This window comes from Pseudomonas sp. PS01303 (assembly GCF_029959385.1).
GTDB classification, from domain to species: Bacteria; Pseudomonadota; Gammaproteobacteria; order Pseudomonadales; family Pseudomonadaceae; genus Aquipseudomonas; species Aquipseudomonas rustica.
This window is the reverse complement of the sequence record NZ_JASCPK010000077.1, coordinates 1-21,385: the sequence shown is the minus strand read 5'-3', so window position 1 is coordinate 21,385 and position 21,385 is coordinate 1. Positions and strand designations below refer to the sequence as shown.

At 60.0% G+C, this 21,385-nt stretch carries 24 protein-coding genes; 11 read left to right on the top strand and 13 right to left on the bottom strand.

Translation table 11 applies throughout. From position 1 onward, the window contains the following. Positions 1 to 4: 4 nt before the first annotated feature. Complete coding sequence (gene mtgA, locus QMX93_RS19505) at positions 5 to 727, bottom strand: monofunctional biosynthetic peptidoglycan transglycosylase (RefSeq protein ID WP_008083830.1); 723 nt, start codon at positions 725 to 727, stop codon at positions 5 to 7. Positions 728 to 801: 74 nt separating this feature from the next. On the opposite strand from mtgA, the gene QMX93_RS19500 reads away from it, so the two are divergent. The 4 genes from QMX93_RS19500 (at position 802) to trmB (ending at position 3,044) form a co-directional block, all read left to right on the top strand. Then, on the top strand, positions 802 to 1,182 hold the full coding sequence (locus tag QMX93_RS19500; RefSeq protein WP_053124477.1) for a DUF423 domain-containing protein: 381 nt from the start codon (positions 802 to 804) through the stop codon (positions 1,180 to 1,182). A 71-nt stretch (positions 1,183 to 1,253) separates the two neighbouring features. After that, positions 1,254 to 1,454, top strand: coding sequence for a sulfur carrier protein ThiS (gene thiS, locus QMX93_RS19495; protein ID WP_122604433.1), 201 nt, complete (start codon positions 1,254 to 1,256; stop codon positions 1,452 to 1,454). Between the two features lie 60 nt (positions 1,455 to 1,514). Continuing rightward, positions 1,515 to 2,309 (top strand): thiazole synthase, encoded by a 795-nt coding sequence (locus tag QMX93_RS19490; protein ID WP_282357669.1) that lies wholly within the window; start codon positions 1,515 to 1,517, stop codon positions 2,307 to 2,309. Positions 2,310 to 2,318: 9 nt separating this feature from the next. Further along, positions 2,319 to 3,044, top strand: coding sequence for a tRNA (guanosine(46)-N7)-methyltransferase TrmB (gene trmB, locus QMX93_RS19485; RefSeq protein WP_008083818.1), 726 nt, complete (start codon positions 2,319 to 2,321; stop codon positions 3,042 to 3,044). 134 nt (positions 3,045 to 3,178) lie between these two features. Here the strand turns inward: trmB and QMX93_RS19480 are convergent, their stop codons facing one another. From QMX93_RS19480 to QMX93_RS19435, 10 genes are all read right to left on the bottom strand, one after another. Continuing rightward, positions 3,179 to 3,502, bottom strand: coding sequence for a DUF3392 domain-containing protein (locus QMX93_RS19480; RefSeq protein ID WP_007913629.1), 324 nt, complete (start codon positions 3,500 to 3,502; stop codon positions 3,179 to 3,181). Between the two features lie 34 nt (positions 3,503 to 3,536). After that, positions 3,537 to 4,742, bottom strand: a complete 1,206-nt coding sequence (hemW, locus tag QMX93_RS19475) for a radical SAM family heme chaperone HemW (RefSeq protein ID WP_282357668.1) — start codon at positions 4,740 to 4,742, stop codon at positions 3,537 to 3,539. Then, a complete protein-coding gene (rdgB, locus tag QMX93_RS19470; protein WP_008083802.1) occupies positions 4,739 to 5,335 on the bottom strand; it encodes an RdgB/HAM1 family non-canonical purine NTP pyrophosphatase in 597 nt (198 codons plus the stop codon). Before rdgB ends, hemW begins: the two co-directional genes overlap by 4 nt. Beyond that, complete coding sequence (locus QMX93_RS19465; RefSeq protein WP_282357667.1) at positions 5,332 to 5,766, bottom strand: DUF4426 domain-containing protein; 435 nt, start codon at positions 5,764 to 5,766, stop codon at positions 5,332 to 5,334. Before QMX93_RS19465 ends, rdgB begins: the two co-directional genes overlap by 4 nt. 26 nt (positions 5,767 to 5,792) lie before the next feature. Further along, on the bottom strand, positions 5,793 to 6,413 hold the full coding sequence (gene metW / locus QMX93_RS19460) for a methionine biosynthesis protein MetW (protein WP_053124483.1): 621 nt from the start codon (positions 6,411 to 6,413) through the stop codon (positions 5,793 to 5,795). Positions 6,414 to 6,420: 7 nt separating this feature from the next. Beyond that, positions 6,421 to 7,560 (bottom strand): homoserine O-acetyltransferase, encoded by a 1,140-nt coding sequence (locus tag QMX93_RS19455; protein WP_053124485.1) that lies wholly within the window; start codon positions 7,558 to 7,560, stop codon positions 6,421 to 6,423. A gap of 224 nt (positions 7,561 to 7,784) precedes the next feature. Beyond that, complete coding sequence (locus QMX93_RS19450) at positions 7,785 to 8,075, bottom strand: DUF167 domain-containing protein (protein WP_064589645.1); 291 nt, start codon at positions 8,073 to 8,075, stop codon at positions 7,785 to 7,787. Continuing rightward, positions 8,072 to 8,662 carry a YggT family protein gene (locus QMX93_RS19445; RefSeq protein WP_064116268.1) on the bottom strand — a complete coding sequence of 197 codons (591 nt, stop codon included), beginning with the start codon at positions 8,660 to 8,662 and terminating at the stop codon, positions 8,072 to 8,074. The genes QMX93_RS19450 and QMX93_RS19445 overlap by 4 nt, the downstream gene beginning before the upstream one ends. Before the next feature lie 10 nt (positions 8,663 to 8,672). Continuing rightward, positions 8,673 to 9,491: a pyrroline-5-carboxylate reductase gene (gene proC / locus QMX93_RS19440; protein WP_282357665.1), complete on the bottom strand. Its 819-nt coding sequence runs from the start codon at positions 9,489 to 9,491 to the stop codon at positions 8,673 to 8,675. A gap of 23 nt (positions 9,492 to 9,514) precedes the next feature. Continuing rightward, on the bottom strand, positions 9,515 to 10,201 hold the full coding sequence (locus tag QMX93_RS19435; protein ID WP_212545014.1) for a YggS family pyridoxal phosphate-dependent enzyme: 687 nt from the start codon (positions 10,199 to 10,201) through the stop codon (positions 9,515 to 9,517). 56 nt (positions 10,202 to 10,257) lie between these two features. Between QMX93_RS19435 and QMX93_RS19430 the strand changes: the two genes are divergently transcribed. Both QMX93_RS19430 and rarD read left to right on the top strand, forming a co-directional pair. Further along, positions 10,258 to 11,292 (top strand): type IV pilus twitching motility protein PilT, encoded by a 1,035-nt coding sequence (locus QMX93_RS19430; RefSeq protein ID WP_212545015.1) that lies wholly within the window; start codon positions 10,258 to 10,260, stop codon positions 11,290 to 11,292. Between the two features lie 132 nt (positions 11,293 to 11,424). Next, positions 11,425 to 12,312 carry an EamA family transporter RarD gene (gene rarD / locus QMX93_RS19425; protein WP_053124495.1) on the top strand — a complete coding sequence of 296 codons (888 nt, stop codon included), beginning with the start codon at positions 11,425 to 11,427 and terminating at the stop codon, positions 12,310 to 12,312. 223 nt (positions 12,313 to 12,535) lie between these two features. Here rarD and QMX93_RS19420 read toward each other — a convergent pair whose 3' ends face one another. Continuing rightward, positions 12,536 to 13,054 carry a glycine cleavage system protein R gene (locus QMX93_RS19420; protein WP_053124497.1) on the bottom strand — a complete coding sequence of 173 codons (519 nt, stop codon included), beginning with the start codon at positions 13,052 to 13,054 and terminating at the stop codon, positions 12,536 to 12,538. Positions 13,055 to 13,752: 698 nt separating this feature from the next. Here QMX93_RS19420 and QMX93_RS19415 point away from each other — a divergent pair. Then, entirely contained in the window at positions 13,753 to 15,930 is a 2,178-nt protein-coding gene (locus QMX93_RS19415; RefSeq protein ID WP_159815406.1) for a malate synthase G, read from the top strand. Positions 15,931 to 16,186: 256 nt separating this feature from the next. Here the strand turns inward: QMX93_RS19415 and QMX93_RS19410 are convergent, their stop codons facing one another. Further along, positions 16,187 to 16,633, bottom strand: a complete 447-nt coding sequence (locus QMX93_RS19410; RefSeq protein ID WP_053124502.1) for a response regulator — start codon at positions 16,631 to 16,633, stop codon at positions 16,187 to 16,189. A gap of 257 nt (positions 16,634 to 16,890) precedes the next feature. Between QMX93_RS19410 and QMX93_RS19405 the strand changes: the two genes are divergently transcribed. From QMX93_RS19405 to QMX93_RS19390, 4 genes are all read left to right on the top strand, one after another. After that, positions 16,891 to 18,825, top strand: coding sequence for a DUF294 nucleotidyltransferase-like domain-containing protein (locus QMX93_RS19405; protein ID WP_338110690.1), 1,935 nt, complete (start codon positions 16,891 to 16,893; stop codon positions 18,823 to 18,825). Next, positions 18,822 to 19,529 (top strand): 3'-5' exonuclease, encoded by a 708-nt coding sequence (locus QMX93_RS19400; protein ID WP_282357664.1) that lies wholly within the window; start codon positions 18,822 to 18,824, stop codon positions 19,527 to 19,529. The genes QMX93_RS19405 and QMX93_RS19400 overlap by 4 nt, the downstream gene beginning before the upstream one ends. Before the next feature lie 332 nt (positions 19,530 to 19,861). After that, positions 19,862 to 20,338, top strand: a complete 477-nt coding sequence (locus QMX93_RS19395) for an RNA polymerase sigma factor (RefSeq protein ID WP_218959295.1) — start codon at positions 19,862 to 19,864, stop codon at positions 20,336 to 20,338. Beyond that, entirely contained in the window at positions 20,335 to 21,309 is a 975-nt protein-coding gene (locus tag QMX93_RS19390; RefSeq protein ID WP_212545019.1) for a FecR family protein, read from the top strand. Before QMX93_RS19395 ends, QMX93_RS19390 begins: the two co-directional genes overlap by 4 nt. Positions 21,310 to 21,385: the final 76 nt, after the last annotated feature.

Below are 21,385 nucleotides of genomic sequence, written 5' to 3'. Positions count from 1 at the left end.
AGGATCAGCGCGCCCACGGTGCCCGGCGCGAATCGTTGAGACCCAGCAGATAGCTGTCGCCACCCAACTGGCTCATCTGCTGGCGAATCCAGCCGGCGCGGCGCGATACGTAAGCGGTCGGATGGCTGGCGCTCCACACGCGTGGATTCGGCAACACCGCCGCCAGATAACTCGCCTGCTGGCGAGACAGCGACTTGGCGCTCACGCCGAAATGATGACGGGCGGCGGCTTCAGCGCCGAACACACCGTCATCCCACTCGACGCTGTTCAGGTACACCTCAAGAATCCGCTGCTTGGGCCAGAACACCTCGATCAGCGCGGTGAACCAGGCTTCGAGGCCTTTGCGCAGATAACTGCGCCCTGCCCACAGAAACAGGTTTTTCGACACTTGCTGGCTCAAGGTGCTGGCGCCGCGAATCGAACCGCCGAGTTCGTTGTGCGCGAGTGCGGCCTGAATTGCGCTGAAATCAAAACCCCAGTGCTCTGGGAATTTCTGATCTTCGCCGGCCATGACCGCGACTTTGAGGTCGTCGGAGATCTCGTCCCACGGCTTCCACGTGCGTTGCAGATCAATCGGCTCGCCGTCGACCCACGACTCGACCTTGCGCTCGACCATCAGCGCCGTGCCCGGCGGCGGTACGAAACGAAAGATCAGCACCAGCACAATGCTACCGCCCGCGAACCAGAGCAGGGCCTTCGTAAGACGACGGAAAATTGTACGCAGCATAGAGATGGCTTGGCCGAACCCGTGGAGCGGGCCATTATACAGACCCTGCCGATCGAGTCTGACTGGAGTTCTTCATGTTGCGTGGCTTTCTGCTGCTGGCCGCTTTCTTTGGTTTCACCGGTGTCGCGCTGGGCGCATTCGCCGCCCACGGCCTGAAAAACCGCCTGACGCCGGAATATCTGGCGATTTTCCACACCGGCGTCACCTATCAATTGGTGCACACCCTGGCGTTGTTCGGCGTTGCGCTACTGGCCACGCAGATTCAGGGCCGACTGGTCGCCTGGGCCGGCGTGTCCTTCACTGTCGGCATTCTGCTGTTCTCCGGCAGCCTGTACGTGCTGACCACCACCGGCATCAGCAAACTCGGCATCATCACCCCGTTCGGCGGCCTCGCCTTCCTGATTGGCTGGCTGTGCCTGGGCCTCGCCGCGTGGCGCTTGCAACTGACCGCTTGACGCTTGGTGCTGACCTTTAGGTCATGATCGGGCTAGAATGCCAGCCCCTAAAAATGATGGCGGCATTGCGCATGCGCATTCAGTTGAACGGCGAATCCCTTGAACTGCCCGACGGTGAAACCGTTGCGGCCCTGATCACCCGTCTGGAACTGACCGGACGCCGGGTGGCAGTTGAACTCAATCTGGATATCGTCCCGCGCAGCCAGCATGCCGACACCACGCTCAACGACGGCGACAACGTTGAAGTGGTGCACGCCATCGGCGGCGGCTGATTGCCAGGCCCGCAAGGGCACAGAATTCTGCAAGACCCTCACTCCTAAAGAGGATTCCCCATGAGCATCGTTCGTAGCGACAAGCCTTTTGTGCTGGCCGGTCGTAGTTACCAGTCGCGTTTGCTGGTTGGTACCGGCAAGTACCGTGACATGGAAGAAACCCGTCAGGCCATCGAAGCCTCGGGTGCCGAGATCGTCACCTTCGCCGTGCGCCGCACCAACCTGGGCCAGATCGAAGGCGAGCCGAACCTGCTGGACGTGCTGTCGCCGCAGCGCTACACCTTTCTGCCGAACACCGCTGGCTGCTACGACGCCATCGAAGCCGTGCGCACCTGCCGCCTGGCCCGTGAGTTGCTCGACGGTCATAACCTGGTGAAGCTGGAAGTGCTGGCTGACCAGAAGACCCTGTTCCCTAACGTCATCGAGACCCTCAAGGCTGCCGAAACGCTGGTCAAAGAAGGTTTTGACGTGATGGTGTACACCAGCGATGACCCGATCATCGCCCGTCAACTGGCAGAAATCGGCTGCATCGCGGTGATGCCGCTGGCCGGTCTGATCGGTTCCGGTCTGGGGATCTGCAACCCGTACAACCTGCAGATCATCCTCGAAGAAGCCAAGATCCCTGTGTTGGTCGATGCCGGTGTCGGCACTGCGTCCGACGCAACCATCGCCATGGAACTGGGTTGCGATGCGGTGCTGATGAACTCGGCCATCGCCCACGCCCAGCAACCGGTGATGATGGCTGAAGCCATGAAACACGCCATCGTGGCAGGCCGTCTGGCCTACCTCGCTGGCCGTATGCCGAAAAAACTCTATGCCAGCGCCTCTTCGCCGCTGGATGGTCTGATCAAGTAAGAGCCATTGATGACTGAATCGAACGACACGCCTATCCAGCCGGAAGAAGGCGACGAGCGCCAACACCGCCGCATCAAGAGCTTCGTGATGCGCGCCGGGCGCATGACCGAAGGCCAGCAAAAAGGTCTGGATCAAGGCACTCCGCTGTTCGTGTTGCCGCTGGCCGACGCGCCGGTGGATTACGATCAAGTGTTCGGCCGTTCGGCACCGCGCTCGCTGGAGATCGGTTTCGGCATGGGCCACTCGCTGCTGGAAATGGCCGCAGCCGCGCCGGATCAGGACTTCATCGGCGTGGAAGTTCACCGTCCGGGTGTTGGCGCGCTGCTCAATGGCGTGCTGACCCAAGGCCTGACCAACCTGCGGGTCTACGATTGCGACGCGATTGAAGTGCTCAACCGCTGCATCGCCGACAACAGCCTCGATCGCCTGATGCTGTTCTTCCCGGATCCGTGGCACAAGAGTCGTCACCACAAGCGCCGTATCGTTCAGGCCTCGTTCGCTGAACTGGTACGCAGCAAGTTGAAGGTTGGCGGCATTCTGCACATGGCCACCGACTGGGAACCGTACGCTGAATACATGCTGGAAGTGATGAACGTCGCCCCGGGCTATCGCAACCTCGCCGAAGACGGCAAGTGCGTACCGCGCCCGGCCGAACGCCCGATCACCAAGTTCGAACGCCGCGGCGAACGTCTTGGCCACGGCGTGTGGGACCTGAAGTTCGAAAAACAGTCCTAAGCATCACGCGATGATCGTTCCCACGCTCTGCGTGGGAATGCTGCCCGGGACGCTCTGCGTCCCACAGCGGACGCAGAGCGTCCATTGAGGCATTCCCACGCGGAGCATGGGAACGATCAAAAGCGGCCGAAAGATCAGCGGCGGTCGGCGACTACGCCGATGAGGACGAGGACTACCAACAGCACTGGCGCCAAGCTGTAGTTGTTGAACTGGCTCAAGCCTTTGATCACCCACGGTGTCGCGTAGATCAGCGCCGCGCCGCTGCCGATCACGCACAGCAGCGCCATCAGCGGTACGCGCAAAGCGCCGGCGATGCTGCCCAGACGTTGCTCGACCCAGCCTTTGAAGTCGGCGCCGAAAAGCACCAGCAGGCAACCCACCAGCGCCAGGGCGATTTCCGAGAGGTTGCTGCGGCTCCAGCGGGAGACGGTGGCGAGCAGGTCGAGTATCAAATCCATGGTTTTTCCTTAGGGCTGCCGTTGGGCGTTGGGCTCAGCTCAGAAATTTCTGCAGCAAATCGTTGAGGAACAATTGTCCGCGCTCGGTGGCCGCCAGACGTGACGGTTCGACCTGCAACAGACCACTTTGTTCTGCATCTGCCCGGGCCTCGGCGAGACTGTCGAGCGACAGCCCGGTGCGCTGCGGATAGAGCCGCGATTCCACGCCATCAGTCAGGCGCAACGCGTTCATCAAAAAGTCGAAGGGCAGCTCATCATTGCTCAGCGATTTCTCGCCAGCCTGAAAGTTTTTCACCGGGTTCAGATAGTCCTTCGGCAACCGTGTCTTCCACGTCCGCACGATGCGCCCGTCCGGATGACTCAACTTGCCATGCGCGCCCGCACCGATGCCGATGAAGTCGCCAAAACTCCAGTAATTGAGGTTATGCCGCGCCGGACGTCCGGCCTGTGCATAAGCCGAGACTTCGTATTGCGCGTAACCGTGCTTGGCCAACAGTGCCTGTCCGGCTTCTTGAATGTCCCACAGCGTGTCGTCTTCCGGCAGCACTGGCGGCTGATTCCAGAACACCGTGTTCGGCTCCAGCGTCAGTTGATACCAGGAGATGTGTGTCGGATTCAGTTCGATGGCCTGGCGCAAATCGCTCAAGGCATCGTCCAGCGACTGATCGGGCAAACCGTGCATCAAGTCGAGGTTGAAGTTATCGAACCCGGCCTGCCGCGCCATCCCGGCCGCGCGCACCGCTTCGTCACCGTTGTGAATCCGGCCCAGCGCCTTGAGTTTTTCCTGCTGAAAGCTCTGGATACCGATCGACAGACGATTGATCCCCAGCTTGCGGTAGGCGACAAACTTTTCTTGCTCGAACGTGCCCGGATTGGCTTCCAGAGTGATTTCGATGTCGTCGGCAAACGGAATGCGCTGCTCGACGCCTTCGAGCAAACGCCCAAGCGCTTCAGCGCTGAACAGACTTGGCGTACCGCCACCGAAGAAGATCGATGTCAGCTCACGACCATAAACCGCGTGCAGATCCTGATCGAGATCAGCCAGCAAGGCGTCGACGTATTCCTGCTCAGGCAACACCGGGCTGGCGGTGTGCGAGTTGAAATCGCAATACGGGCATTTGCGCACACACCACGGGATGTGGATGTACAGCGACAGGGGCGGCAGCGTGGGCAGCGGCGCCCGAGGCGAAGAAGCGGCGCCGCCGACGATCAGCGACGACGCGGAGGAATCAGGGGTCATTTCAAGCCCAGACGCTGGCGCAGCAGATCCATTGCACGGGCGCGGTGGCTGATCTGGTTCTTGTCGGCCGGGCTCAGCTCGGCGCTGGACACATCACGCTCCGGCACCCAGAACAGCGGGTCATAACCGAAACCGTGTTCGCCACTGGCAGCGGTCAGAATGCGCCCGTGCCACAAGCCTTCGCAGAGGATCGGCAATGGATCATCGGCATGACGCACCAGCGCCAGCACGCACACGAACTGCGCACCGCGCTCGGCTTCCGGTACATCTTTCAGGGCGTCGAGCAGTTTGGCGTTGTTCGCCGCATCGCCCTTGCCGTCGGCATAACGCGCCGAATAGATGCCCGGCGCACCGCCAAGGAAATCCACCGCCAGACCGGAATCGTCGGCCAGCGCCGGTAGCCCGGAAATGCGTGCGGCGTTGCGTGCCTTGAGGATCGCGTTCTCGACGAACGACAGACCGGTTTCTTCCGGCTCGACCTTGCTCCACTCGCCAATTGAGCGCAGTTGCACCGATTCGCCGAGCATGGCCTGAAGTTCTTTGAGTTTGCCGGCGTTATGGCTGGCCAGTACGAGCTGCTTGATGTTCATTATTCGCCGGGAAAGAGTTCTTGGTTGAAATTGATGGTGTTGATCTTGTCGCCGTTCTGCACCTTGATTTCAAAGGTGCGGGTTTCCTGTTGTTCCACCGGGTATTGGGCGATGTAGTACACCGCGCCCTGTTCGGTGACCTGACGGAAATTCAGCGGCACGCTCTTGCTGGTCAGGTCTTTGACTGTGCCGGTGACGCTGGCGATCAGCGGTTTGCCGTCCTTGATCACCGAGACATTGATCACGCCTTGATTCTTGCTGCGGATCAGTTCCGCCGCTTTAGCGATGTCCGGTTGCAGGTACGTCGAGTTGAAAGTGTTGTAGTGCACCGTCACGTCGCCAAAGGTTTCCTGACGCTCGGCTTTGATGACGTCGGCCGCCATAGCGCTGGCGCTCAGGCAGGCAGTCAATAACAACAACGCTAAACGACCCATGATCGTGCTCCTCGAAATGGCGTGGCTCAGACCGCGACCTTGTGGTCGGCAAGCACCGGGCTGCTGACGCGGTAGATACCAATCTCACCTAATAGATTAGGCCATAGCTTACTGGCCCACCCGTGACGGTGCTGTTGATCCACGGCAAGCCGATCAATGACCTTCGCGTCACGTTCGCGGCAAAGTGCCTCAAAGTCTTCGAAGGTGCAGAAGTGGATGTTCGGCGTGTTGTACCAGGTGTACGGCAGAAATTCCGAAACCGGCATGCGTCCCTTGCTCGCCAGATACCAGCGGCAGCGCCAGTGGCCGAAGTTCGGGAAGGTGATGATGCACTGACGGCCGACCCGCAGCATTTCGTCGAGGATCTTGTCCGGGTAGTGCACGGCTTGCAGGGCCTGGGTCATGACGACGATGTCGAAACTGTTGCTGGCGAAGTTGCCCAGGCCCTTGTCCAGATCCTGCTCGATAACGTTGACGCCTTTGGCCACGCATTGGGCGATGTTGTCGGCGTCGTTTTCCAGGCCATAACCGGTGACGTTCTTGTTGTCGCGCAGCCAGGTCAGCAGTTCGCCGTCACCGCAACCGAGGTCGAGGACGCGGCTGCCGGCGGGGATCCATTCCTGGATGATTTCCAGATCAGCTCTCATGGCTTTCTCACAACGTGATGCGGTTCATGTAATTGCCGAACGCCTGCAAGTAGCGCGGGATCGGAATCAGGAAGGCGTCGTGGCCCTGCGGCGCATCGATTTCCAGATAACTGACGTCCTTGCGCGCCGCCATCAGCGCATCCACCAGTTCACGCGAACGCGCCGGGGAAAAACGCCAGTCGGTGGTGAACGACATCACGCAGAACTTGGCCGTGGCGTTTTCGAAGGTTTTCGCCAGATCATCGTCGAAGTTCGCCGCCGGATCGAAGTAATCCAGCGCCTTGGTCATCAACAGATAGGTGTTGGCGTCGAAGCGTCCGGAGAACTCTTCGCCTTGATAACGCAGGTAGCTTTCGACCTGAAACTCGACACTGTGGAAGTCGTAGTTAAGCTTCTCGCTCTTCAGGCCACGGCCGAATTTCTCGCCCATCGAATCGTCGGACAGGTACGTGATGTGCCCGACCATGCGCGCCAGCATCAAGCCGCGCTTGGGGATCACGCCCGCTTCCTGGAACGAACCACCGTGGAATTCCGGATCCGTGAGGATCGCCTGACGCGCGACTTCGTTGAAGGCGATGTTCTGCGCCGACAGCTTCGGTGCCGAGGCGATGGCCAGGCAGTGACGCACGCGATCTGGATAGGTGATCGTCCATTGCAGCGCCTGCATGCCGCCGAGGCTGCCGCCGATCACCGCCGCCCACTGGCCGATGCCGAGCAGGTCAGCGAGACGCGCCTGGCTGTGCACCCAATCTTCCACGGTGAGTACCGGGAAGTCGGCACCGAACGGTTTGCCGGTCTCCGGGTTGATGCTGCTCGGGCCGGTTGAGCCGTTGCAGCCGCCGAGGTTGTTCAGGCTGACCACGAAGAATTTATTGGTGTCGATCGGTTTGCCGGGGCCGATGCAGCTGTCCCACCAACCGGGTTTACGGTCGTCGACGCTGTGATAGCCAGCGGCGTGGTGGTGGCCGGACAAGGCGTGGCAAATCAGTACGGCGTTGCTCGCTTGCGCGTTCAGCGTGCCGTAGGTTTCGTAGATCAGGTCATAGGCGGCCAGCGACCGGCCACAGGCCAAGGCCAGCGGTTCGCTGAAGTGCGCGGTTTGCGGCGTCACCAGACCAACAGAATCGGGGGGAAAGGCAGTTGGCATCGACCCTGCTCTCGTTGAAATGAGGCGTAAGTCTAAAGACCGGGGGGGTTAGCGGCAAGCAACGATCGGGCCTCATTCATTCATCGAACGCGACCCCTGTGGCGAGGGGATTTATCCCCGTTGGGTGGCGAAGCCGCCCCCTGCGTTCTATCAGCCAAACCGGGTTGGCAGGTTTTACGACTGCTGCGCAGCCGAGCGGGGATAAATCCCCTCGCCACAGGAGATCACGGGCGCACCAGGTCAGGCAAATCCGGCAACTTCTTCGGCGAGCAAATCTTCACTCGCTTCTGCCGGTTCAACTCGCCGCTGAGCAAACTCACCTGACTCTTCGAAACCCCAAACGCCTTGGCCAGAAAGCCCATCAGATAAGCATTGGCCTTGCCCTCGACCGGCGGCGCGGTCAGGCGAATCTTCAAACGATCGCCGTGCAGCCCGGCGAAATCATCGCTACGGGCTGCCGGTTGCAGGTGACACTCAAGGATCAAGTCGTCACCGTCCCATCGAAACCAGCTCACATCAGCAGACGGAGGATTTCCGGCATCATCGTCATCGCCGCCAGATTGTTGATCACCAGCATGTCGATCAGCTTCAGCGCGAGGAAGGCGAAGATCGGCGACAGATCCAGACCGCCGAGATTCGGCAGGATTTTGCGGAACGGCGCCAATGCCGGTTCGCAGATCTGATTAACCAGCTCAGCACCCGGATTGTGGCTGCCCGGTGCGACCCACGACAGAATCACGCTGATGATCAGGGCGAAGAAGAAAATCTTCAGGAACAGCGCGGTCACGCCGATGATCGACCAGATAAACAGTTGCAGCGGGTTACCGGTGGTGCCGTACGTCAGCAGCAGGGTCAGCGCCATCAGCGCCAGTTGCACCAGAATCGCCAATACCAGCGACGACATGTCCAGACCGAACACGCTCGGAATGATCCGGCGCAGGGGTTTGAGCAGGGGCTGGGTCGCTTTGACGATGAACTGGCAGAGCGGGTTGTAGAAATTCGCCCGCACCAGTTGCAGCACGAAACGCAGCAGCACGATCAGCAGGTACAGACTGCCGAGGGTTTGCAGCACGTAAACCGCTGCAGTGTTCAATCCAATCATGTAAGGCTCCTTATTTGCCCAGTTGTTCGGCCATTTCGGCCGAGCGGTGCGCGGCGGCGCCGAGTGCGGTTTCGACCAGGGCTTCGAAGCCATTGGCCTGGAAAGATTTGATGGCAGCTTCTGTGGTGCCATTTGGCGAAGTCACCCGGCGACGCAGTTCGGCGGCGTCGACATCGCTTGCGACGGCCATGTGCGCGGCGCCCAAGGCGGTTTGCAGCGTCAGTTGTTCAGCAACTTCCTTCGGCAGACCGAGTTTGACGCCGGCAGCGGTCATCGCTTCGATCAGCAGGAAGAAGTACGCCGGGCCGGAACCGGACACTGCCGTCACCGCATCCAGTTGCTGTTCTTCGTTCAGCCACAGCGCGATGCCGACGGCGGACAGCAGCTCTTCAGCCTGCTGACGCTGCTCGGCAGTCACTTCGCTGGTCGCGTACAAACCGCTGACGCCCTGACGCAGCAGCGCCGGGGTGTTCGGCATGCAGCGCACGATCGGCTGCTCGCCGAGCCAAGCGGTCATGCTCGCGCAGGTGATGCCGGCGGCAATCGACACCACCAGTTGATTCGGTTTCAGGCTCGGGCGAATCGCTTCGCACACGGTTTTCATGGCTTGCGGCTTGACCGCCAGCACGATCACGTCGACGCCGTCGATGGCTTGAGCGTTGTCGGCAAACGTTTCGATGCCGTGCTCAGCGCTGACCTTGGCGCGGGTTTCTTCGCCCGGATCGCTGGCACGGATGTGTGCAGCTTCCAGACCTTTGGCGCGCAGGCCGCCGATCAAACTGGCCGCCATGTTGCCCGCACCGATAAACGCAATACGTGTGTTGCTCATGTGTGGTCCTTATCTGCAAACGTTCAAGATTGGGAATAGTCGCGGGCGCCAAACAGGGCCGTACCGATACGAACCCAAGTGGCGCCTTGGGCGATGGCCGACTCAAGGTCGTGGCTCATGCCCATGGAAAGTGTGTCGAGCGGCAGATCAAGGCTCGCCTGCAATTTCTGCACGGCGGCGAAGGCCGCGTCTTGCTCGGCGCGGTCGTCGGTCGGCTCGGGAATCGCCATCAAGCCGCGCAGTTTCAGGCGCGGCAAAGCGCTGATGGCCGCGGCCAATGCCGGCAGATCGTCAGGCGTGCAGCCGGATTTACTGGCCTCACCGCTGACGTTGACCTGAATGCAGATGTTCAGCGGCGGCAGTTCAGCCGGGCGTTGTTCGGACAGACGTTGAGCGATTTTCAGGCGATCCACGGAGTGCACCCAGTCGAAATGCTCGGCAATCGCGCGAGTCTTGTTCGATTGAATGGGGCCGATGAAGTGCCAGATCAAGGGCAGATCCGCCAGTTCGAGCTGTTTGCTCAAGGCTTCCTGCAGGTAGTTCTCACCAAAGTCGCGCAGGCCGGCGGCATACGCTTCGCGCAGGGCCTCGGCGGGTTTGGTCTTGCTCACGGCGAGCAACTGGACGCTGTTTTCAGGACGGTGTGCGGCTTGGGTCGCGGTCTGGATGCGCGAACCAACGTGGGAAATGTTGTCTGCTATCGTGGACATCAAGAGGCGCCAGCGGTCTGAAGGTTCGCGGCATTCTACTGGAATTGAGGAACGCTATGGATATCACTGAACTGCTGGCCTTCAGCGCCAAACAAGGCGCGTCCGACCTGCACCTGTCGGCCGGTCTGCCGCCGATGATCCGCGTCGACGGCGATGTGCGGCGGATCAATCTGCCGCCGCTGGATCACAAGCAAGTGCACGAGTTGATCTACGACATCATGAACGACACCCAGCGGGTCGACTTCGAGAAACATCTGGAAACCGACTTTTCCTTCGAAGTCCCCGGCGTGGCGCGCTTTCGGGTCAATGCCTTCAACCAGAACCGTGGCGCCGGCGCCGTATTCCGTACCATTCCGTCAAAAGTGCTGAGCATGGACGACCTCGCCATGGGCGATGTTTTCCGCAAGATCACCGATGCCCCGCGCGGGCTGGTGCTGGTCACCGGGCCGACCGGCTCGGGCAAGTCGACCACGCTGGCGGCGATGATCGATTACCTCAACAACCATCGTCATCACCACATCCTGACCATCGAAGACCCGATCGAATTCGTTCACGAATCGCGCAAATGCCTGATCAATCAGCGCGAAGTCCACCGCGATACACGCAGTTTCGCCACGGCATTACGTTCGGCGTTAAGGGAAGACCCGGACGTGATTCTCGTCGGTGAGATGCGCGACCTGGAAACCATTCGCCTGGCGCTCACCGCTGCTGAAACCGGGCATCTGGTGTTCGGCACCCTGCACACCACGTCGGCGGCGAAAACCATCGACCGTGTGGTGGACGTGTTCCCCGGTGACGAGAAATCGATGGTGCGCTCGATGCTCTCGGAGTCCTTGCTGGCGGTGGTCTCACAGACGCTGATCAAGAAGATCGGCGGCGGTCGGGTCGCGGCGCACGAGATCATGCTTGGTACATCGGCGATCCGTAATCTGATCCGCGAAGACAAAGTCGCGCAGATGTATTCGGCGATTCAGACCGGTGGCTCGCTGGGCATGCAGACCCTCGACATGTGCCTGAAAGATCTGGTGAGCAAAGGCTTGATCAGCCGCGAGCATGCGCGGGAGAAAGCGCGGACGCCGGATAATATCTGATCGCTTTTATTCAGCCTCCCCGGTGGAGGCTCAATCCTTCGTTCACACATTCCTGACCAATCAGCTACGGCATTCGCTGGCAAACCTCCTTACAATCCCCTCCTTTGTTAGCTGCCTAAGCAAGGATTCTGCATGCAAGCTGCCAACCCGCGTCGCGGGTACATTCTGGGCCTCACGGCCTACATCATCTGGGGCCTGTTCCCGATCTATTTCAAAGCCATCGCCGAAGTACCGGCAGTCGAGATCATCATCCATCGGGTGCTGTGGTCGGCACTGTTCGGCGCGTTGCTGCTGATGGTGTGGAAACACCCGGGCTGGCTGCGCGAGTTGCTCGACAACCCCAAGCGTCTGGCGATTCTGGCGTTGAGCGGCACGCTGATCGCGGCCAACTGGCTGACGTATGTGTGGTCGGTGAACAACGGACGCATGCTGGAAGCGAGCCTCGGCTACTACATCAACCCGCTGGTCAACGTGTTGCTGGGGATGATGATTCTCGGCGAGCGTCTGCGGCGGATGCAGTGGATTGCGGTTGGGCTGGCCGCGGTGGGTGTGGCGCAGCAGGTCTGGCAGGTCGGCAGTCTGCCGTGGGTGTCGCTGGTGCTGGCGCTGACCTTCGGTTTTTATGGGCTGATCCGCAAACAGGCGCCAGTCAAGGCGTTGCCGGGTCTGGTGGTGGAAACCTGGATGCTGGTGCCGATTGCCATCGCCTGGCTGCTGTTCAACCAGACCGCGACCAGCGCGCAACCTGAGTTCTGGACAACCTCGCAAGCCTGGTGGCTGGTCGCCGCCGGCCCGGTGACGCTGGTGCCGCTGGTGTGTTTCAACGCAGCCGCGCGGCATTTGCCCTACACCACGCTGGGCTTCCTGCAATACCTCGCGCCGACGCTGGTGCTGCTGCAAGCGGTGCTGCTGTTTGGCGAGCACTTGTCGTCCAGCACGCTGGTCGCGTTCATGTTTATCTGGGCCGGTCTGGCGGTGTACAGCGTCGATGCGTGGATAAGTTTGCGCCGGCGCAGTTGATCAAAAAACACACAAACCTCCACAGGCCACGGTTCTCGTGGCCTGCAACATTCCGCCCCAAGGTTATCCACAGCGTGATCCCCGCCGTTTGTGTGCAAGTCACTGAATGCTGGCGGTTTTTTGATCAACTCCAGCAAAGCCACGGCGGGCGTGGCGTTGCGCGCAGTCTCTACAGGTTATCCACAGGCAGGTGCACGTTAAAACTGGATAACCTGATTGGCGTTTAAAGGTCTGTGCGTAACACCAGTTCGACCATCAAGTCATCGGCCAGGGTTTCCAGGCGTGACTGCAACACGTCGAGTGACAAAGTTAACGGCACGGCGAGAATCGCTTCGGCGTGGAACAGCGGCTCGCTGCTCATCGGCGCCGGACGCACTTCGGTCACCAGCCGTTCGAGGTTCACGCCCTGCTCGCTCAGCAAGCGGGTGATGTCGCGCACAATCCCCGGGCGGTCGTTGCCCACCAGTTCCATGGCGATCGGTTTCCAGGTGCAGGATTGTTCGATACCACTTTCAGCGATCAACACGCGAATGCCGTGAGTCGACAATGCTTGTAGGGCATCGACCAATTCGTCGTAAGCCTCTGCCGGCACGCCCACCCGCAAAATCCCGGCAAACTGCCCGGCCATCCGCGACATGCGACTTTCCAGCCAGTTACCGCCGTGCTCGGCAATGCATTGGGCAATGCGCTCGACCTGCCCGGGCTTGTCCGGGGCGAAAACGGTGAGTACGAGATGATCCATGGCGCCGCCCTCTTGTCATGACTGTTGTTATAGAAGGGGAAGTATAGGCAAGGGCGTTGATTCAGCCCGGCCCGACCTGCCGTGCTGGGAAACTGTGCCTGGGTTTAGGTTTAGGTTTAGGTTTAGGTTTAGGTTTAGGTTTAGGCATGAACCTGTGGCGAGGGGATTTATCCCGTCCGGCTGCGCAGCAGTCGTAAATCCTGCCAACTCGGTTTACCTGCCAAGAACGCAGGGGGCGGCTTCGCCACCCAACGGGGATAAATCCCCTCGCCACAATTGACCCCACCACCAAGCCCTATGTGACAGATGCCATAGCAGCCAAATAGTATTTATGTGTACAACTTTTGATATTTAGCTGGAACAATCCAATGGTTTTTTGAGAACATCCCGTTCCGCGATGTGACCGCAATGCGACATGAGGTCGCAGAACGACGTAATTAGTCTGATTTTCACAAGCGCAACTCATCATGTAGTATGCCGCAGCGCGCACTACATAACGCTGAACCGATGTCTGCCCGAAGCCTGTTCGCAACCCTGAAAGCCCCGTCAGCAAGGCCCCAAGCCGTTGATTGGTCCCAGCCCAGCCGCCAGCAATGGCATGTACTGGTCGGCAGGTTTGTGGTTTAAATGGCCCAGAGGCTTCATTGTCAAAATTGAAGAGCTGAAAAGCGAAATAGCTGAGCAGAGTGAGGCAAGCAATGACTGAACACGTTCAAGTCGGTGGCCTGCAGGTCGCCAAAGTCCTGTTCGACTTCGTGAACAACGAAGCCATTCCCGGTACCGGCCTCACCGCCGAAAAATTCTGGGAAGGTGCCGACAAGGTCATTCATGACCTGGCGCCGAAGAACAAAGCCCTACTCGCCAAACGCGATGACTTCCAGGCTCGTATTGACGCCTGGCATCAGGAACGCAACGGTCAGGCGCACGACGCCGTGGCCTACAAAGCCTTCCTGCAAGAAATCGGTTATCTGCTGCCAGAAGCGGCTGATTTCCAGGCAACGACGCAAAACGTCGATGATGAAATCGCCCGTACCGCCGGCCCGCAACTCGTTGTGCCGGTGATGAACGCTCGCTTTGCTCTCAATGCTTCGAACGCCCGCTGGGGTTCGCTGTATGACGCCCTTTACGGCACCGACGCGATCAGCGAAGAAGGTGGCGCAGAAAAAGGCAAAGGCTACAACAAGGTGCGTGGCGACAAAGTCATCGCCTTCGCCCGCGCGTTTCTCGACGAAGCCGCGCCATTGGCGGCTGGCTCCCACGTCGATTCGACCGGCTACAAAATCGCCGACGGCAAACTCGTGGTCACCCTCAAGGGCGGCAGCAACAGTGGCCTGCGCGATGATGCACAACTGATCGGTTTCCAGGGCGACGCCAACGCGCCAATCGCGATCCTGCTGAAACACAACGGTCTGCATTTCGAAATCCAGGTCGACGCTACTACCCCGGTTGGCCAGACCGACCCGGCCGGCGTCAAAGACATCCTGATGGAAGCGGCGCTGACCACCATCATGGACTGCGAAGACTCCGTGGCCGCCGTCGATGCTGACGACAAAGTGGTGATCTACCGCAACTGGCTCGGCCTGATGAAGGGCGACCTGTCGGAATCTGTGTCCAAGGGCGGCCAGACCTTCACCCGCACCATGAACCCGGATCGCACCTACGCCGCGCCAAATGGCGGTGAAGTGACGCTGCACGGTCGTTCGCTGTTGTTCGTGCGTAACGTTGGTCACCTGATGACCATCGACGCGATCCTCGACAAAGACGGTAACGAAGTGCCGGAAGGCATCCTCGACGGTCTGGTCACTTGCCTCGCGGCGATGCACAACCTCAACGGCAACACCTCGCGTCGCAACACCCGCACCGGCTCGGTCTACATCGTTAAACCGAAGATGCACGGCCCGGAAGAAGCCGCGTTCACCAACGAGTTGTTCGGGCGCATCGAAGACGTGCTCGGTTTGAAACGCAACACGCTGAAAGTCGGGATCATGGACGAGGAGCGCCGCACAACGGTCAACCTCAAGGCCTGTATCCAGGCGGCCAGCGAGCGCGTGGTGTTCATCAACACCGGTTTCCTCGACCGCACCGGCGACGAAATCCACACCTCCATGGAAGCCGGCCCGGTTGTGCGCAAGGCCGACATGAAGGCTGAGAAGTGGATCGGCGCCTACGAAAACTGGAACGTCGATATCGGTCTGAGCACCGGCCTGCAAGGTCGTGCGCAAATCGGTAAAGGCATGTGGGCGATGCCCGACCTGATGGCCGCGATGCTTGAGCAGAAAATCGCGCACCCATTGGCTGGCGCCAACACCGCTTGGGTTCCATCGCCGACTGCCGCTGCACTGCACGCGCTGCACTACCACAAGGTCGACGTGTTCGCCCGTCAGGCCGAACTGGCCAAACGTGCTCGCGCGTCGGTCGACGACATCCTGACCATCCCGCTGGCGGTCAACCCGAACTGGACGCCAGAGCAGATCAAGAACGAACTGGACAACAATTCCCAGGGCATTCTTGGTTACGTGGTGCGCTGGATCGACCAGGGTGTGGGTTGCTCGAAAGTGCCGGACATCAATGACGTCGGCCTGATGGAAGACCGTGCCACGCTGCGTATCTCCAGCCAGCACATCGCCAACTGGCTGCGCCACGGCGTGGTGACGGAAGCGCAAGTGATGGAAAGCCTCAAGCGCATGGCGCCGGTGGTGGATCGTCAAAACGCCAATGACCCGCTGTACCGTCCGCTGGCCCCGAACTTCGACAGCAACATCGCCTTCCAGGCGGCGGTCGAACTGGTGGTCGAAGGCACCAAGCAGCCGAATGGTTACACCGAGCCGGTTCTGCACCGTCGTCGTCGCGAGTTCAAGGCGGCTAACGGCCTGTAAATTTGCGTAGATGTGAAAAAGCCCTGGTCGAGAGATCAGGGCTTTTTTGTTTGGACGGCGGATTGGATTTTGTGCTGGGCTTGAGATCCATCCCCCTCACCCCAGCCCTCTCCCCCAAGGGGTAGAGGGGAAAGGGAGCAGATCTTCATGGTTTTCAAAATCGGAGTTCGACCGAGATATTTCACGTCGGTGTACCTTGCACATCCACCGCGGTCAGTCCCCTCTCCCTCCGGGAGAGGGCTAGGGTGAGGGGCTCTTAAGGCTCAATCCCCAACTCGCGCTTCACCAGCGCCAGCAACTGCGTCGTATCAATCGGCTTGAGCAGAAAATCCACCACGCTCAAATGCATCGCCGCAATCGCATCCTTCACATCGGCATCGCCTGAAACAATGATGATTGGCATCGCCGCCCGCACCGACTCGCGCACTTGCCGAATCAGATCCAGCCCATCGACATTGCCCATGCGCAGATCGGTAATCACCAGGCCAATCGAAGGCTTTTCAGCCAGCATCTTCAACGCCGTCTCACCACTCGCCGCGGTCATGCAGCGAATGCCGTCCAACGCGAGAATCTCCGACAACAGCTCCCGGGCGTCTTTGTCGTCATCGACGATCAGCACACGCTGCGGCGGCAGGTCGGGTTCGAGCATCACTGCGCTGAGCGCTTCTCGCTCGGCGTCGCTCAAAATATCGTGGTCGGACATGGCGTTCTCTAAGTATTCAAATCAATCCCTTGGCAAGTGGTCAGACAGCGCTGGGCAGAGCTTCAATGTGCACTTCGTCGGATTTTTTTCCAAGGGGTAACCGAGGGAATTTCCGACTGTTTGCGTAGGGCATCTCCGAAACTTCGCCAATGGTGGCAAAACCTAGACTTACGTCCAATGGGCACCCTGTCCGTAGGGGTCGACCATGGCCATAACGATCCGACAACAACAATTCGAAAAAGACTGCGGTAATAGTTATGAGTAAAGCGGACGCCTTCACCCAGGCAGGGAAAACCGCGGTATTGCAGAACATTCAGGGCACCCTGCAATTCCTCCAGCGCTTCCCGCCCTTCAATCAGATGGAACACGCCCACCTCGCTTATCTGGTGGAGCAATGTCAGCTGCGGTTTTACGCTCAGGGCGAGAGCATCATCAAACCCACTGACGGCCCGGTCGAACATTTCTATATCGTCAAGCAGGGCCGGGTGGTCGGCGAACGCCAGCACATCACCAAACCCGGCACCGAGACCACGTTTGAAATCACCACCGGCGAGTGCTTTCCGCTGGCTGCCCTGCTCGGCGAACGCGCGACGCGCACCGAGCATTTGGCCGGCGAAGATACCTTCTGCCTGCAACTGAACAAACTGGCGTTCATCAAACTGTTCGCCCTCTCCAACGCCTTCCGTGATTTCGCCTTGCGCGGGGTCAGCAGCCTGCTCGATCAGGTCAATCAGCAAGTGCAGCAAAAAGCCGTGGAAACCCTCGGCACGCAGTACTCGCTGAACACCCGACTGGGCGAACTGGCGATGCGTCACCCGGTGACGTGCAGCCCGGACACGCCGCTGCGCGAAGCGGTGAAGCTGATGCACGAGCAACAGGTCGGCAGCATCGTCGCCGTAGACGAAAACAAAGCACCGCTGGGGATTTTTACCCTGCGCGATTTGCGCCATGTGGTGGCCGAAGGCGTCGGTGATTTCAGCGAAGCCATCGAACGCCACATGACCCGCGCGCCCTTCTATCTCTCGCCGGATCACAGTGCGTTCGATGCGGCGATTGCCATGACCGAACGGCACATCGCCCACGTTTGTCTGGTCAAGGATCAGCGCTTGTGCGGCGTGGTTTCCGAGCGCGATCTGTTTTCTCTGCAACGGGTCGATCTGGTGCATCTGGCGCGGACGATTCGCAGCGCGCAACGCGTCGAACAACTGGTGACCCTGCGCGGCGAAATCGGCCAACTGGTCGAACGCATGCTCGCCCACGGCGCCTCATCGACGCAGATCACCCACATCATCACCCTGCTCAACGACCACACCGTATGCCGGGTGATCGAGCTGACCCTCGCCGAAAAAGGCGACCCCGGCGTGCCCTTCAGTTGGCTGTGTTTCGGCAGCGAAGGCCGCCGCGAGCAAACGCTGCACACCGATCAGGACAACGGCATTTTGTTCGACGCTCGCGATGCTGCGCACGCCGCAGAGATTCGCGGCAAGCTGCTGCCGATTGCCCAGCAGATCAACCAGAGCCTGGCGCAGTGCGGCTTCACCCTGTGCAAAGGCAACATCATGGCCGGCAACCCCGAGCTGTGTTTGTCGCGGGCGGAATGGGCGCGGCGCTTTGCGGCGTTTATTCGCGAGGCGACGCCGGAGAACCTGTTGGGGTCGAGTATTTATTTCGATCTGCGCGTGGTCTGGGGCGATGAAACAAGCTGCGAGCAACTGCGCCGTGGCATTCTTGATCAGGTCGGCGACAATCGTTTGTTTCAGCGCATGATGGCCGAGAACGCCTTGCGCAATCGTCCGCCGGTGGGGCGTTTTCGTGAGTTCGTATTGGCGCGCAAGAACGGTGAGAAAGCCACGCTGGACTTGAAGGTTCAGGGGCTGACGCCGTTTGTGGATGGCGCACGCTTGCTGGCGCTGGCCAACGGTATCGACGCCAACAACACCCTCGAGCGCTTCCGTCAGTTGGTCGATAAAGAAGTCATCGAACGGCTGGACGGCGCGGCGTATGAAGAGGCGTATCACTTCATTCAGCAGACGCGCATGCAACAGCATCAGTTGCAGACGCGGGAGAATTTGCCGTACTCCAACCGCGTCGATCCCGACAGCCTCAATCATCTCGACCGGCGCATCTTGCGTGAATCCTTGCGTCAGGCGCAGCGCCTGCAAAGCAGCCTGACGTTGCGGTATCAGCTATGAGTCTGTTTTCGTGGCTGCGCCCGGCGAGTCCGGTGGTGCCGGCGGATTTTCAGCAGCGACTGGCGAAGCTGCCGGCTATCACTGAACTGCGCGAATGCACCCTGCGCGAACAACGCTGGGTGGTGCTGGATCTGGAAACCACCGGGCTCAATCTGAACAAGGATCGCGTGTTGTCGATTGGTGCGGTGGTGATCGAGGACGGCGCGATCGACTTCAGTCAGCAATTTGAGCGCACCTTGCAGTGCCGGGAGTTGAAGCTTAGCCCCAGTGTGTTGATTCATGGGTTGGGGCCGAATGCGATTGCTGCCGGTAGTGAGCCGGCCGAGGCGTTGCTGGAATTGCTGGAGTTTATGGGTGACAGCCCGGTGCTGGCGTTTCATGCGCCGTTTGATCAGCACATGCTCGGACGGGCGTTGAAGGAGCATCTGGGGCACAAGTTGCAGCAGGTGTTTCTGGATGTCGCCGATATTGCGCCGCTGGTGTGTCCGCAAGCGCAGATCCGCGAGGCGGGGCTGGATGAGTGGATCGAGTGGTTTCGGCTGGAGGTGTTTGAACGGCATAACGCGAGCGCCGATGCGCTGGCCACGGCGGAGTTGGCGTTGATTCTGTTTAGCCGGGCGCGGGGGCAGCAGATTCATAGCCCGTTGAATTTGCAGCAGCGGTTGAGTCAGTGGAAGCGTCGCCAGCAAGCTCCATCGTTTTAAAAGCACCCTCACCCCAGCCCTCTCCCGGAGGGAGAGGGGGCCGACCGAGGTGTTCGAAGCTTTGCATCGACCTGAGGGATCCAGTCGATTATGGATTCAGCAGACATCGTTCACGTCGGCGTATTGCGTCAATATCCCCCAATCAGTCCCCTCTCCCCCCGGGAGAGGGTTAGGGTGAGGGGAGCCCTTCAGCGGCCCACCCGACCAGTGGCCAATTGCTAACCATTCCCACCTCTGCGAGAATCGCGAACAATTCGCGTTAGTTAATATTTCCCAATCGGTGATATTCGGTGCCTGCAGCCCAAAGCCCTCACAGTGAACTCGTTGGTGCGATGTATCGCGACCATCGCGGTTGGCTATTGACGTGGCTGCGGCGCAATGTGGCCTGTCCGCAACGTGCCGAAGATCTGAGTCAGGACACCTTCGTACGCCTGCTCGGTCGTGATGAGTTGCTGACACCCCGCGAACCGCGCGCCTTTCTGGTGGCGATCGCCAAAGGCCTGCTGTTCGATTACTTCCGCCGCGCCGCGCTGGAACAGGCTTACCTCACCGAATTGATGCTGATCCCCGAAGGCGAACAACCGTCGGTGGAAGAACAGCAACTGATCCTCGAAGACCTCAAGGCCATCGACCGCTTGCTCGGCAAACTGTCGACCAAGGCTCGCGCTGCCTTCCTTTATAACCGCCTCGACGGCCTCGGGCATGCCGAGATCGCCGAGAAGCTCGGCGTTTCGGTGCCGCGTGTGCGCCAGTACCTCGCGCAAGGTATTCGTCAGTGCTACATCGCGCTATACGGTGAGCCGACGTGAGCCCGGCCAGTTCCAGACCGGTTCAGGCCCACGTGCTGGACGCGGCGATTGCCTGGCAGTTGACCCTCGATTCAAGCAGTCCGCTGGAGCGTGAAGAATTCGCCAAATGGCACGCGGCCAATGAAGAACACGCCCGGGCCTGGCGCCAGTTGGGCATGCTTGATCAGCGTTTCAGCGTGGCCAAAGGCCCGGCCCGCAGCGCTCTGCTGCAATCCCGGGAAAGCATCCGTCGCCGCGTGCGCAAGTTGGGCAGTGGTCTGGCGAGCGTTGTGGTGGTCGTCGGCGTGGCGCTGTTTGCTGGCGAACGTTATCTGCCGCTGGATTACTGGCTCGCCGATCAGCGCACTGCCACCGGTGAACAGCGCATCGTGCGTCTGTCCGATGGCACCGTGCTCAATCTCAATACCCACAGCGCGGTTGACGTGCGTTTCGATGACAAGCGCCGACTGATCGTTCTGCAGGAAGGCGAAATCCTCGTGGAAACTGGTCACGGCGATGCGCGGCCCTTCATCGTCGAAACCCGTGAAGGCAGCATGCGTGCGTTGGGCACGCGGTTTTTGGTCAAGCGAGAAGACGAAGGTACGCGTCTGAGTGTGTTGCAGTCGGCTGTCGCGGCGCACCCGCAATCGAATCCTCAGGAGCAGATCCTCCACGAAGGCCAGCAGGTATTTATGCGCAGTGACGGGCTCGACGCAATCGTCGCCCTCACCCCCGGCGCCGACGCCTGGACACGTGGCATGTTGGTGGTCGACAACGCACGGCTGGGCGATCTGGTGCATGAGCTTGGGCGTTATCGTCGCGGGCATCTGGGTGTGGCGCCGGAAGTGGCGGATTTGCGCATTACTGGCAGCTTTCCGCTGCATGACACCGATAAGGCCTTGAGCGCGCTGCTGCCGACGTTGCCGGTGCAGATTGAGCAGCACACGCCTTATTGGGTGACGGTCGCGAAGGCTGATTCCAAGCCTGAGTGATGTGGTGCCCGAGCTATGGCTATCGCGAGCAGGCTCACTCCTACAGTTGAAATGCGTTCCCCTGTAGGAGTGAGCC

Excerpts from the sequence above, each read along its gene's own strand:
- mtgA (WP_008083830.1), bottom strand. The coding sequence starts at position 727 with ATGCTGCGTACAATTTTCCGTCGTCTTACGAAGGCCCTGCTCTGGTTC.
- QMX93_RS19500 (WP_053124477.1), top strand. The coding sequence starts at position 802 with ATGTTGCGTGGCTTTCTGCTGCTGGCCGCTTTCTTTGGTTTCACCGGT.
- thiS (WP_122604433.1), top strand. The coding sequence starts at position 1,254 with ATGCGCATTCAGTTGAACGGCGAATCCCTTGAACTGCCCGACGGTGAA.
- QMX93_RS19490 (WP_282357669.1), top strand. The coding sequence starts at position 1,515 with ATGAGCATCGTTCGTAGCGACAAGCCTTTTGTGCTGGCCGGTCGTAGT.
- trmB (WP_008083818.1), top strand. The coding sequence starts at position 2,319 with ATGACTGAATCGAACGACACGCCTATCCAGCCGGAAGAAGGCGACGAG.
- QMX93_RS19480 (WP_007913629.1), bottom strand. The coding sequence starts at position 3,502 with ATGGATTTGATACTCGACCTGCTCGCCACCGTCTCCCGCTGGAGCCGC.
- hemW (WP_282357668.1), bottom strand. The coding sequence starts at position 4,742 with ATGACCCCTGATTCCTCCGCGTCGTCGCTGATCGTCGGCGGCGCCGCT.
- QMX93_RS19465 (WP_282357667.1), bottom strand. The coding sequence starts at position 5,766 with ATGGGTCGTTTAGCGTTGTTGTTATTGACTGCCTGCCTGAGCGCCAGC.
- metW (WP_053124483.1), bottom strand. The coding sequence starts at position 6,413 with ATGAGAGCTGATCTGGAAATCATCCAGGAATGGATCCCCGCCGGCAGC.
- QMX93_RS19455 (WP_053124485.1), bottom strand. The coding sequence starts at position 7,560 with ATGCCAACTGCCTTTCCCCCCGATTCTGTTGGTCTGGTGACGCCGCAA.
- QMX93_RS19445 (WP_064116268.1), bottom strand. The coding sequence starts at position 8,662 with ATGATTGGATTGAACACTGCAGCGGTTTACGTGCTGCAAACCCTCGGC.
- proC (WP_282357665.1), bottom strand. The coding sequence starts at position 9,491 with ATGAGCAACACACGTATTGCGTTTATCGGTGCGGGCAACATGGCGGCC.
- QMX93_RS19435 (WP_212545014.1), bottom strand. The coding sequence starts at position 10,201 with ATGTCCACGATAGCAGACAACATTTCCCACGTTGGTTCGCGCATCCAG.
- QMX93_RS19430 (WP_212545015.1), top strand. The coding sequence starts at position 10,258 with ATGGATATCACTGAACTGCTGGCCTTCAGCGCCAAACAAGGCGCGTCC.
- rarD (WP_053124495.1), top strand. The coding sequence starts at position 11,425 with ATGCAAGCTGCCAACCCGCGTCGCGGGTACATTCTGGGCCTCACGGCC.
- QMX93_RS19420 (WP_053124497.1), bottom strand. The coding sequence starts at position 13,054 with ATGGATCATCTCGTACTCACCGTTTTCGCCCCGGACAAGCCCGGGCAG.
- QMX93_RS19415 (WP_159815406.1), top strand. The coding sequence starts at position 13,753 with ATGACTGAACACGTTCAAGTCGGTGGCCTGCAGGTCGCCAAAGTCCTG.
- QMX93_RS19410 (WP_053124502.1), bottom strand. The coding sequence starts at position 16,633 with ATGTCCGACCACGATATTTTGAGCGACGCCGAGCGAGAAGCGCTCAGC.
- QMX93_RS19405 (WP_338110690.1), top strand. The coding sequence starts at position 16,891 with ATGAGTAAAGCGGACGCCTTCACCCAGGCAGGGAAAACCGCGGTATTG.
- QMX93_RS19400 (WP_282357664.1), top strand. The coding sequence starts at position 18,822 with ATGAGTCTGTTTTCGTGGCTGCGCCCGGCGAGTCCGGTGGTGCCGGCG.
- QMX93_RS19395 (WP_218959295.1), top strand. The coding sequence starts at position 19,862 with ATGTATCGCGACCATCGCGGTTGGCTATTGACGTGGCTGCGGCGCAAT.